The organism is Mesorhizobium sp. M0227 (assembly GCF_040321855.1).
In the GTDB taxonomy this organism is placed as follows: Bacteria; Pseudomonadota; Alphaproteobacteria; order Rhizobiales; family Rhizobiaceae; genus Mesorhizobium.
Genome location: NZ_JAMYSJ010000001.1, coordinates 508588 through 520553 on the forward strand (window position 1 = coordinate 508588; position 11966 = coordinate 520553).

An 11966-nucleotide genomic window follows, 5' to 3' on the forward strand; every position below is an offset into this window, starting at 1 on the left:
ACGTGGCTACGCCCGCTCGGGGAACATCGCCTTCAATCCCTCGCGCGATGCCTTGGCAACGCCGCGCTCGGTGATCAGGCCGGTGACCAGCCGCGCCGGCGTCACGTCGAAGGCCGGGTTGGCCGCAGGCGTCGTCTCCGGCGAAATGCGCACCTGGGCAATCTCGCCGGCAGCGGTCTTGCCCCAGACCAGCGAGACCTCGTCGGCCGAGCGCTGCTCGATCGGGATCTCGGCCAGTCCGTCATGCACCGTCCAGTCGATGGTCGGCGACGGCAGCGCGACATAGAACGGCACATCATTGTCGGCGGCGGCGAGTGCCTTCAGATAGGTGCCGATCTTGTTGCAGACATCGCCGTCGGCCGTGGTGCGGTCGGTGCCGACGATGACCATGTCGATCTCGCCGCGCTGCATCAGATGGCCGCCGGCATTGTCGACGATCAGCGTGTGCGGCACGCCGTGGCCGGCCATCTCCCAGGCGGTCAGCTGGGCGCCCTGGTTGCGCGGCCGTGTCTCGTCGACATAGACGTGGACCGGAATGCCGGCTTCCGTGGCCAGGTAGATCGGCGCCGTGGCGGTGCCGTAGTCGACGGTGGCCAGCCAGCCGGCATTGCAGTGGGTCAGGATGTTGACCGGCTCGCCCTTCTGCTTGCGCGCAGCGATCGCCTTGATGATGGCGAGACCGTTCTCGCCGATGGCGCGGTTGAGGCCGACATCCTCGTCGGCGATCTCACTGGCCCGCCGATAGGCGGCTGCCGCGCGTTGTTCGGGAGGCAAAGGCCGCAGGAAGCGCCGCATCTCGTCCAGCGCCCAGCGCAGATTGATCGCCGTCGGCCGTGTCTCGTGCAGGGTCTCCCACACGGCGTCGAGCGCTGCATCCGACGGATCGTCGGCCATCTGCATGGCGACGCCGTAGGCAGCGGTGACGCCGATCAGCGGCGCGCCGCGTACCCACATGTCGCGGATGGCGGTGGCGATGCCGTCGACCGTGCCGATCGTTTCGATGCGGAAATCATGCGGCAGCCAGCGCTGGTCGATGATATCGACCGAACGGCCGTCGTCGCTCAGCCAGATGGTGCGATAGTGGCGGTCGCCGACGTTCAAAGGCTGCTCTCCTGTTCGATCAGCGTGGCCAGTTGGTTGACCTCGTCGATGCTGTGGATCTGGCGCCGGTTGACGGCGAGGTGACGGCCGAATTTCAGCGCCTTTGCCTCACAACTGGCGCGCAAATCCTCATCGGCAATGGTCTCGAAATCGGCATTGTGGGCGAGGCCGAGGATGCGCCTGTGCACCTCGATGCCGGCAAAGCCGAGCAAATCGGTCCACATCTGGTGCAGAACATGGTCGAGCGCCTGCTCGGCACCGAGCCTGTCGCCCTGATCCTCGAACAGGCTCCTCTGGTAGAGCATGCCGGTGCGTTCGGTCCGCCATAGATGCGAGAACTCGGCGCGGAACACCGCCCAGGTCTCGGTCGTCACCCCGAGCAGATAGGCGCGCATGGCGTCACGCTTTCCCTCCTGCTCGTGGCCGCGCTGCGAGAAGAAGGACATCCAGAAATTGGCGAGCAGCATGCCGACATCGAAGGCCATCGGGCCGTAGAAGGCAAACTCCGGATCGATCATCCGGGTTTCGGTGTCGGTGACCATGATCGAGCCGGAATGCAGATCGCCATGCAGCAGCGTTTCGGCATTGGCGGCGAAGATGTGCTTCAGCCGCTGCGCCTCGACCTTCAGGTCACGGTCGGCGCGCAGTTCGGCGACCAGGCCGTCGAGCTGCGGCGAGGTGTGCCGGTTCATCTTGGCGTCGAAATAGGGGTCGGAAAACACCAGGCTTTCGGTGATGTCGCAGAGCTCGACATTGTCGGCGAACAGCGCCAGATCGGCCTTGCGGTCCTTGGCGGCCATGTGCAGGTCGGAGCCGCGAAACAGCGTGCGGGCCATGAACAGGCCGATGTCCCGGGCAATGTTCGGCAGCTGGCGGCCGTCGATCAGGGCGCGGCGCAGGATGATGTGCGGCGGCGCAAGATATTCCATGATGATCAGCGCCTGGCCTTCATCGAAATAATGGATCGCCGGCACCGAGCCTGGCGCGCGCGCCTCTTGCCTGGTCAGCGCGTGATATTCGAAGAAGGAGCGCTTCAACGGCAGCGGCCAGCTGTCGCCGACCAGGCGAACATAGGGCAGGGCCTGCTTGACGACGGCTGCACCATTGGCGCCCTCGGCAATGAACACCAGGTTGAGATTACCGTCGCCGACCTCGCGGACCTTCCAGGCGCCAGTGTCCTTGCCGATCTTCGCGCACAGCGCCTCGTTGCCGCCAAGGCGTGCAGCCAGGGTTTCGACCGATAGTGCTTCGAACGGCAATTTTTCAGTCATCGTCATCCTCCCGCTTATGCGCTCCGAACATAACGGACGCATGGCGGCTGGGCCAAGCTAGGAAGCGATCTGGCAATTGTCAATCGTGTTGACAATTGCCGATGCAGCCCATAGCGTCATGTCAGGGAGGAACGCATGGTCGGTAATGCCGTGTTCCGCGTAGAGGGACTGAGGAAATCCTTTGGCCATAACGAGGTGCTAGGCGGCGTCTCGGTCGAATTGCATGCCGGCGAAGTCACCGTGCTGATGGGCGCCAACGGCGCCGGCAAATCCACCCTCGTCAAGATCATCTCCGGTGTCTACGAACGCGGCGGCGGCACGATGACGCTCGCCGACCAGGATTTCGCACCGAAAACCCCTGCCGAAGCGATCCGCGCCGGCGTCGTCACCGTGCACCAGAATATCAACGACGGTGTCGTCGCCGATCTCGACGTCGCCACCAACCTGACCCTCGACCGACTGAGCGGCAGCGGTGCGCCGACCCTGTTCAATCCAATGCGCGTGCGGCGGGAGGCCAAGGCGGTTGCCGAGCGCATGGGGCTGACCATCGATTTGAAGGCGCGGGTGAGCGATCTTTCGCTGGCCGATCGCCAGATGGTGGCGATTGCCCGCGCGCTGGCGCACAAGCCGAAAGTGCTGATCCTCGACGAGCCGACCTCATCGCTCTCCAGCGCCGAGGCCGACCGGCTGTTCGCGCTGATCGACAGGCTGCGCGAGCAGGGCGTGGCGATCCTCTACATCTCGCATCGCATGTCGGACATCAGGCGGTTGGCCGATCGCATCGTCTCGATGCGTGACGGGATCATCTCAGGCATTTTCGACAAGAAGCCGCTCGACTATGAAGGCGCGGTCAACGCCATGCTCGGCCGCAAGATCCATCTCGACCAGATCGTCGTCAGGAATTCGGCCAAGGCCGTCCTCAAGATAGAAGGTCTGCGCATTGCACACGGCGCTCGGCCGATTTCGCTGACGCTCGGCGACGGCGAGGTCGTTGCCATCACCGGCCTCGTCGGCGTCGGCAAGACGGCGCTTGCCGAGACGCTGTTTGGCGTGCGCCAGCCGCTCGCCGGTACAATGACGCTGAACGGCAGGCCTTATGCGCCTGAAACAGCCGGCGAGGCGATCGCCGCCGGCGTGTTCCTCGTCGCCAAGGACCGCGGCGAGAACGGCATCGTCCAAGGCTTCAACATCCAGGAAAATATCAGCCTGCCGTTTCACAAGCGCATGTCGCGCTTCGGCATCCTGAGGCGCCGCCTCGAACGCGCCACGGCACGCCGGCAGATCGAGGAACTGAGCATCGTCTGCCGTTCCGAGAAGGACGAGATGTCGGAGCTGTCCGGCGGCAACCAGCAGAAGGTGATGGTCGCCCGCTGGATGGCGCAGAAGGCAAGACTGTTCATTCTGGATGAGCCGTTTCAGGGCGTCGATATCTCGGCCCGGCGCGACATTGCCGCCAAGCTCAGGGCCAGTGCAAACGGCCGCGCCACGCTGCTGTTCGTCACCGAGCTCGATGAGGCGCTGGAGACCGCCGATCGCATCCTGGTCATGTCGGAACAGACCATCGTCGGCGAGCACCGCAATGCCGATGTCGATCTCGACCGTCTGTTGGCCGAGGTCGCCGGCGGGCCGCTGCACAGTGCGGCCTGAGCGTGGGCGATAGGAATGGAATGGAGAGAGCATGGGTTCGGGTTGGGTAAAGACGGCAGCAGCGCGCGGGAGCGCCGGATGACATTGCGCGACCACGCCATCCGCTACGGGTTCATCGTGCTCTTGTTCGGGCTCGTCGCCTATTTCTCGATCGCCGCCGACGGTTTCGTTTCGCCGCAAAGTGCCGTTTTCATCTTCCAGTCAGTCGCCATCACCGGCGTGCTGGCGCTCGGCGTCACCGCCACGCTGGTCGTCGGCGGCTTTGATCTGTCGATCGGATCGGTCGCTACATCAGCCATGATGGCGGCCGCCTATGTGATGGTGGTGCTGGAACAGAACGCCCTTGTCGCGGTCGTCGTCTGCCTGCTGATCGGCGCCGTTGTCGGCCTGATCAATGGCTGGCTGATCGTCTACATGCGCGTGCCCGATCTGCTGGCGACGCTCGGCATGATGTTCCTGCTGGTCGGCCTGCAGCGCATTCCGACAGAAGGCCGCTCGATCGCCACCGGCATGACCATGCCGGACGGTTCGGTCGCCAACGGCAAATTCTCCGACGCCTTCCTGGCGCTCGGCCGCCACCGCTTCGATTTCTTCATCCCGAACCTCATTCCGGTGTCGGTAGTCGTGCTGCTCGTGCTCGCCGTACTGATCTGGTTCTTCCTCGAATACACACGTTTCGGGCGCATGATGTATGCCGTAGGCAGCAATGAGCGTGCCGCCGAACTCGCCGGTGCGCCTGTCAAGGCATACAAGATCTGGGCCTACGTTATTTCAGGAGTTTTTGCCTCGATCGGCGGTATTTTGCTCGCTGCCCGGCTTGGACGCGGTGACATCGCCTCGGGTAATAATCTGCTGCTGGATGCGGTTGCCGCGGCACTGATCGGCTACGCGGTGCTTGGCGCCGCCAAGCCGAACGCTTTCGGCACTGCCATCGGTGCGCTGTTCGTCGGCATCTTGCTGCAAGGCCTGACGATGATGAACGCGCCTTACTACACGCAGGATTTCGTCAAGGGCGTGGTTCTGGTCGTCGCCCTTGTCTTCACCTTTGCGCTTTCGGGCAGGGGCAGGAGGTAGCTTTCGACCGGAACAGGATTTTCGAGTTCAACAAGAGTGGAGGAAAACAAAGTGAGCATTACAAGAAGACTTCTGGGGAAGGTGGCGCTCGGATTGGCCGGCGCAACCATGCTGATGCAGGTCCCGGCTTTTGCCGCGGACAAGCCGGCGCCTTTTGACAAGCCCGGCGTCAAGATCGCGCTGGTGCGCTATCTCTCGACCGGCGACTTCTTCCAGGCCTATCTCTCGGGTGTCGAGGCGCAGTCGAAGGCGCTCGGCATCGACCTGCGCGTCCTCGACAGCCGCCAGGATGCCGCCCTTCAGTCCGACATGGTCGATCAGGCCATCGCGCTTGGCGTGCAGGGTATCATCATCCAGCACGGCCTGACGGAATCGATGAAGGACGCCGCCCAGCGTGCGGTCGACGCCGGCATCAAGGTGGTGGCGTTCGACGTCAATGTCGAAAATCCCAAGATCCCGCAGATCGAACAGTCCGACCGCGACCTGGCGCGCCTCGCGCTCGAGCAGGCGGTCAAGGACAATGGCGAAAGCTGGAATGCCGGCTATGTCTATGTCGCCGGCATCGCGCCGCTCGACCGCCGCAACGAGACCTGGGTCGACGTCAAGAAGAAGTATGCCGGCATCAAGGAAGTCGCGATGTTCGGCACGCTCGACAATCCGATTGCCAACTCCGTCGCCAACCAGGCGCGTTCGGTGCTGACGGCGCATCCCGACATCAAGGTGATGTTCGCTCCCTATGACGAATTCGCCAAGGGCGTGAAAATCGCTGTCGATGAAGCAGGCTTGAACAAGGGCATCAAGATCTATTCGGCCGATATCTCGACGTCCGATATCGCTGCGATGCGTGAGCCCGACAGCGCCTGGGCCGCGACCGCCGCGACCAATCCGGCCGTCGTCGGCCAAGTCTCGGTGCGTGCGCTGGCGCAGCTGCTGGCCGGCGAAGATCCCGGCCACAACGTCGTCGTGCCGCCGACGCTGATCACCCAGAAGGACCTCATCGACAAGGACATCAAGAACATGGAGGACCTGTCGGCCAAGCTGCCGCAGTTCGCCCACGCCGATGTCGCGATGCCGGCCTGGATGCCGAACCCGAACGCGAAGTAAGTTGGACCTCTGACAAAGAAAGGGCGGCGCTCGTGCCGCTCTTTCCATGTGAATGCTCCACCTCTCCCGATTACAGCCAGTGTTCCGGGTCGCGCATTCCGTGGACAATCGCGACGACCAGCACGCCATCCGATTGCGGCTCGTAAATGACGATATAGCGGCCTTCGATGAGCACGCGGGCCGTCACGCTCAATTCCGGTCGGGCCGTGCCCATCTTGGGGTGCTGGGTCGCCAGTTCCAGCTTGTCAAAAATGCGCATGAGCAGCTTGTCCGCCGCTTTTTCATTGTCGATTGCTATGGTGTGCCAGATGTCTCGCAAATCCTGCGAGGCGCGTGGTGTGAGCCGATATCTAGCTACGAGCGCGGCGTTCTGCCTTCAGGCCGCGTATAAACTCGGCGGGTTCGACTTCCACCGGCTTGCCGCTGGCCATGCCATCGGCATAGGCCCGTTTCAAATGTTCGAGTTCCAAGGCTCGCAATTCTTCGCGCTGCTCCCACAGACGAAGGGCGTCACGAACAATCTCGCTGTTGGAGGCGTATCCGCCGCCTTCGACGGCGCTTTGCAGGCGAGCAACCTGCTGAGGGGTCAGGGATATGGTAAGGGTACGCATTGGTTCAGGTTTCATTGCCAGCCTGTACCACACCTAACAAGAGTTAACAATTATTGTTAGGAGTTAACGTCGCGCCTTGCCCCCGCTGCCTGGCGGCAGCAGGGTGATCAAGGCAGGATTCCTACCGCAGCGCTGCCGCGATATTGCCGCCATCGACCGTCGTCACATCGGCGGTGGTGCGGTCGGCCAGCGCGTGATGCAGGAAGGCCTGCGCCACGTCTTGCGCCGTCACTTCCTGGCCGAGCAGGTTGCCGGACATGTAGTCCTTCTCCGACACGCCGCGCGCGCCCGAACGGCTGGCGATCATGGCGTCGGTCAGAAGCCCTGAGCGGATGCGGTCGGCGTTGACGGCGTTGGAGCGGATGCCATGCGCGCCATAGTCGAGCGCGTATTGCCGGGACAGGAACAGCGTCGCTGCTTTCGGCACGCCATAGGCGCCGAACTTCGGACCTGGATTGACCGCCTGCTTGGAGGTGTTGAACAAAAGCACGCCGCCTGTGCCCTGCTCGAGCATGATGCGCACGGCATTCTGCGCCACCGACTGATGGGCGAAGAAATTGAGTTCGAAACTCTTGCGCAGGAGTGCGTCGTCGAGCTCACCGATGCGGCCTTCCCAGGCCGCGCCGGCATTGGAAACCATGATGTCGACACCGCCGAACACGGCGACGGCTCTGTCGAAGGCGGCACGCACCTGCGCCGGGTCGGTGATGTCGGCTGCGACGCCGATCGAGTTGTTGCCGGCCTTCTTCGCCGCGTCGGCAGCCTTTTCGGCGTCGAGATCGACGACGACGGCATGGGCGCCATTGTCGGCGAACAATTTGGCTGTCGCTGCGCCGATCGCGCCGGCGCCGCCGGTGATCAGCACCACTTGGCCAGTCAGTGGCTTCGGCTTGTTGGAGGCGAGCTTGGCCTGTTCCAGCGACCAGTATTCCAGCGGGAACAGATCGGCCTTGGAGAGCGGGTGGAAACGGCCGACCGCCTCGGCGCCGCGCACCGCCTCGATCCACATCTCGCCGACATCCGAGGCGATCTTCGCGTCCTTCAGCGTGCGGCCGTGGCCGAACATGCCGAGACCCGGCACCAGCGTCAGCCGCGGCATCTGGTCGAGCATGGTGCGCTTGACGTCGTCGAGCGCATCATTGGTTTCGAAATAGGCGCGATAATCGTTGGCGAACGCGTCGACATGGCTCTTGATCACCGCCTTGTAGTCGCCGGCCTTGTCGGCATCGGGCGCCGGCAGCGCCATTGGGCCGGTCTTGATGCGGATCGACAGATCGGGTGTCGACACCCCGCGTCCGGCATAATCGGCAATCTCGGATGAATTGATGAAATCGACGATTGCCGACGAAGTGCGGAAGTCAGAGATCATGCGGTCGAAGCGGCCTTCGCCGCGCGCTACCGCCACCGCACCACGCAGCATCGGCGCGATGGACGCCGGTGTCGCGAGCTTTGCCGGCAAGGCTGCCTTTGCCGCCTTCGGCTTGCCGCTTGCGGCAATGAAGTCCTCGGCGACGTTAACATAGTGTATCATCCGGTCGTAGGCCTGTTTGGCGTCGTCGCCGAAGGTGAAGATGCCGTGCTTGTCGAGGATCAGGCCCTCGACATCAGGGTCGGCATCGAAGATGTCTGCGGCCGCCTTGGCGAGGTCGAAGCCGGGCATGATATAAGGCACGTAACCCATCTTGCTGCCGAAAACCGTCTTCACCAGCGGCTTGGAGTCCTCCTGGTCGACGATGGCGAGGATGGCGGTCGAGTGCGTGTGGTCGACGAATTTGTGCGGCAGGAAGGCATGCAGCAGCGTCTCGACCGACGGGTTGGGCGAGGACGGATCGATGAGGTTGACGCGTTGCAGGGCAACCATGTCCTCGTCGGCCAGCCTGTTCAGCACGCGCGCCTTGAGCAGCGGCTTGAGCTTGACCGCCGGCAGGCCCTGCGGCTCGATGACGCCCATGTCCCAGCCGCTGCCCTTGACGCACAGCACGTCCCACTGGTCGCCGACAAGATCGGTTGCCGTCGTCTTGCAGGAAGTGTTGCCGCCGCCATGCAGGACCAGCCGTGGTTCGCCGCCGAGCAGCCGGGTCGTGTAGACGCGCAGCGCCAGGTCGCGGCCGACACCCTTTTTCGCGTAGTCGGCGACGAGTTTTTCGGCTGCTTCGTCATTCCACAAGTTCTTCATGTTCGCTTCGTCCGGTTGCTGTCTTTGTTGGTGAAACAGGATTGCCGCGACGCTTTGATGACAATGCGCCGGCAGCGGAGAGGAGGATTTCTAGGAGGCCTTTTCTATGGTGGCAGCCGCATGGTCCAGGAGCCGCTGCGCCATGTGCGCGCCGACCACCAGATGCGTGCAAAGGCCGCCCGCGATCGCCGCGAGCAGCGGTTCGAACTTGCTGTCCTCCTGCACCACCACCAAACGCCTGGCGATGGCGCGCAGCGAGGCAAGCTCGGCGGAGATCACCCGCCTGTTATAACTGCAGTCGAGCACCTTGCCCTCGGCGTCTATGATCTGCCCGGCAATCACGCCGGCAGCGCCTTGGCTGCGCAGATCCGCCATTTCACTGGGCGTCAGCGCGCCGCATTTGACCAGATGGCTGTCGGCGTCGACCGCGCCGACCGAGTATAATGCCAGGTCGCATTCGCTGACACCCGACAATTGTTCCCGGATCACCGGCTCGGCACGCAGCGCCCGCGCGAGTTCTTCCGTCGACAGCACCAGCGGCGCGTAGAAATTGAGCCCCTTGGCATTCAGCCGCCGCGCGATCTCCATGGTGCATTGGTCGGGCCGATAGGAATAGGGTGCGCCGAGATTGCCGCAGAGCTGCACCACAGTGACGTCCTGCAGATCGGCATAGGACATGACGTCGGCGATCATGTAGACGGTTCGGCCCCAGGCAACGCCGATGCGGTCGCCCTTCTTGACCAGTTCGAGAAAGACACTCGCCGCCAGCACGGCGATTTCCGTCGACGGGTCGGCAATATGATCATTCTCCGGTGCGATCCAGACGGCGTCCAGGCTCAACGCATCCTCGAGCTTGCGCGCCAGCACGTCGTCGGTGAAAAGCTGGGTCGAAGTCGAGATGTTGACGATGCCGGTCTCGCGAGCCTTGCGCAGGTACATGGCGACTGAGGCACGGGAAATGTTAAGCTGGCTCGCCACCTGGTCCTGCCGCAGGCCATGGGCATAGTAGAGCCAGGCGGCCTTGTGGATGAGTTGTTCTGCCGGTCGGATCGCCATGCCGTCTCCTCGGCTGACATTATTCACGGCTCTCGACAAAAGTCAAACTGGGCAGAGGTATGCGATACTCCCGCTTACGCCGAATCTGGTTCATCATTGCGGCGAATGCGCTCTGTCGTGGCATCGTTTGTGGTGACGCGGCCCGAGCCTGCGATTAGAACGTCTGAAAGAAAACCGCGGGGGAGCATGGGATGGGCAGTCCTTACGAACAGGATCTCGACAAGAACGCGGCCAACCATCAGCCGTTGACACCGCTCACCTATCTGGAGCGCGCGGCCAAGACCTATCCCGACCATATCGCCATCATCCATGGCCGCCAGCGCATCGACTATCGCACTTTCTGGCAGCGCTCGCTGAAGCTTGCCTCGGCGCTCGACAGGCGCGGCATCGGCAAGGGCGACACCGTCACCGTCATGCTGTCAAACACGCCGCCGATGCTGGAGGCGCATTTCGGAGTGCCGATGACCAAAGCGGTGCTGCATTCGCTCAACACTCGCCTCGATGCCGCGGTCGTCGCCTTCCAGCTCGATCATGCCGAGACCAAGGTGCTGATCGTCGACCGCGAATTCTCCAGTGTCGTCAAGCAGGCCCTGGAACTGACCAAGGTCAAGCCGCTGGTCATCGACTATGACGATCCCGAATACGCCGATGACGCGCCGTATCCGAAGGGCGAGCGGGTTGGCACGCTGGACTATGAGGCGTTTGTTGCAGGCGGCGCCGAGGATTTCGCCTGGTCGATGCCCGACGACGAGTGGGACGCCATCTCGCTCAACTACACTTCCGGAACGACAGGCAATCCGAAGGGCGTCGTCTACCACCATCGCGGTGCCGCGCTGATGGCCTACACCAACACCATTCATGCCGGCATGGCCAAGCACGCGGTCTATCTCTGGACGCTGCCGATGTTCCACTGCAATGGCTGGTGCTTTCCCTGGACGCTTGCTGTTCAGGCCGGCACCCATGTCTGCCTGCGCTGGGTGCGGCCGAAGCCGATCTACGATGCGATTGCCGATCGCGGCGTCACCCATCTCTGCGGCGCCCCGGTCGTCATGTCGGTGCTGATCAATGCCAGAGACGAGGACAAGCGCGAATTCCCGCAAACGGTCACCTTCAACACCGCGGCAGCTCCGCCACCGGAAGCCGTGCTGTCCGGCATGGCGGATGCCGGCTTTGCCGTCACCCATCTCTACGGCCTGACCGAGACCTATGGCCCGGCGGTGGTCAACGAATGGCATGGCGCCTGGGACGATCTCGAAAAGGGTGAGCGCAGCGCCAGGAAGGCGCGGCAGGGCGTGCGCTATGCAGCGCTCGAAGGCCTGACGGTCATGGACCCCGAGACGATGCGGACGACACCGGCCGATGGTGAGACCATCGGCGAGGTCATGTTCCGCGGCAACATCGTCATGAAGGGCTACCTGAAAAACCGCAAGGCGAGCGACAAAGCCTTCGCCGGCGGCTGGTTCCATTCCGGCGATCTCGGCGTCATGCACCCCGATGGCTACATCCAGCTCAAGGACCGCTCCAAGGACATCATCATCTCCGGTGGTGAGAACATTTCCTCTATCGAGGTCGAGGACGCGCTCTACAAGCACCCGTCGGTTGCCTCTTGCGGCGTCGTCGCCAGGCCCGATGACAAATGGGGCGAGGTGCCTGTTGCCTATGTCGAGCTGAAGCCCGGCAAGGTCGCGACCGAAGCCGAGATCATCGATCACTGCCGCGCGCTGCTTGCCCGGTTCAAGGTGCCGAAGGCGGTCACCTTCGCCGAAATCCCGAAGACCTCGACCGGCAAGATCCAGAAATTCCGGTTGCGCGAGATGGCGAGGGGGACTTAAGCTCCTCGCTTCTCTCCTCCAGTTACGACTTTTGCGATTAGGCAAAGCCTCCGCGACTTTCGTCGGTCACTGTCACCATCTGTCACCATTCGTA

The 11966-nt window shown here is 63.1% G+C and carries 9 protein-coding genes and 1 pseudogene; 4 read left to right on the forward strand and 6 right to left on the reverse strand.

The window, feature by feature from the left end; translation table 11 throughout:
• Window positions 1-6: 6 nt before the first annotated feature.
• On the reverse strand, window positions 7-1101 hold the full coding sequence (gene mtnA / locus NKJ00_RS02250; protein ID WP_352609362.1) for an S-methyl-5-thioribose-1-phosphate isomerase: 1095 nt from the start codon (window positions 1099-1101) through the stop codon (window positions 7-9).
• Window positions 1098-2372 (reverse strand): S-methyl-5-thioribose kinase, encoded by a 1275-nt coding sequence (mtnK, locus tag NKJ00_RS02255; protein WP_352609363.1) that lies wholly within the window; start codon window positions 2370-2372, stop codon window positions 1098-1100. The genes mtnA and mtnK overlap by 4 nt, the downstream gene beginning before the upstream one ends.
• A gap of 135 nt (window positions 2373-2507) precedes the next feature.
• On the opposite strand from mtnK, the gene NKJ00_RS02260 reads away from it, so the two are divergent.
• The 3 genes from NKJ00_RS02260 to NKJ00_RS02270 all read left to right on the forward strand — a co-directional run bounded on the left by NKJ00_RS02260 (window position 2508) and on the right by NKJ00_RS02270 (window position 6197).
• Complete coding sequence (locus NKJ00_RS02260; RefSeq protein WP_352609365.1) at window positions 2508-4019, forward strand: sugar ABC transporter ATP-binding protein; 1512 nt, start codon at window positions 2508-2510, stop codon at window positions 4017-4019.
• Between the two features lie 78 nt (window positions 4020-4097).
• Window positions 4098-5093 (forward strand): ABC transporter permease, encoded by a 996-nt coding sequence (locus NKJ00_RS02265; RefSeq protein ID WP_127291078.1) that lies wholly within the window; start codon window positions 4098-4100, stop codon window positions 5091-5093.
• Window positions 5094-5144: 51 nt separating this feature from the next.
• Entirely contained in the window at window positions 5145-6197 is a 1053-nt protein-coding gene (locus NKJ00_RS02270) for a substrate-binding domain-containing protein (protein WP_023808755.1), read from the forward strand.
• A gap of 70 nt (window positions 6198-6267) precedes the next feature.
• Here the strand turns inward: NKJ00_RS02270 and NKJ00_RS02275 are convergent.
• The 4 genes and pseudogenes from NKJ00_RS02275 to NKJ00_RS02290 form a co-directional block, all read right to left on the reverse strand.
• Window positions 6268-6534, reverse strand: a pseudogene (locus tag NKJ00_RS02275) (type II toxin-antitoxin system RelE/ParE family toxin); the annotation flags it as partial.
• Window positions 6535-6547: 13 nt separating this feature from the next.
• Window positions 6548-6808 (reverse strand): type II toxin-antitoxin system ParD family antitoxin, encoded by a 261-nt coding sequence (locus NKJ00_RS02280; RefSeq protein WP_023808753.1) that lies wholly within the window; start codon window positions 6806-6808, stop codon window positions 6548-6550.
• Window positions 6809-6929: 121 nt separating this feature from the next.
• Window positions 6930-8984, reverse strand: coding sequence for a bifunctional aldolase/short-chain dehydrogenase (locus NKJ00_RS02285; RefSeq protein WP_352628545.1), 2055 nt, complete (start codon window positions 8982-8984; stop codon window positions 6930-6932).
• Window positions 8985-9074: 90 nt separating this feature from the next.
• Window positions 9075-10040 (reverse strand): sugar-binding transcriptional regulator, encoded by a 966-nt coding sequence (locus NKJ00_RS02290; protein ID WP_127291072.1) that lies wholly within the window; start codon window positions 10038-10040, stop codon window positions 9075-9077.
• 191 nt (window positions 10041-10231) lie between these two features.
• Between NKJ00_RS02290 and NKJ00_RS02295 the strand changes: the two genes are divergently transcribed.
• Window positions 10232-11872, forward strand: coding sequence for an acyl-CoA synthetase (locus NKJ00_RS02295; RefSeq protein WP_352628547.1), 1641 nt, complete (start codon window positions 10232-10234; stop codon window positions 11870-11872).
• Window positions 11873-11966: the final 94 nt, after the last annotated feature.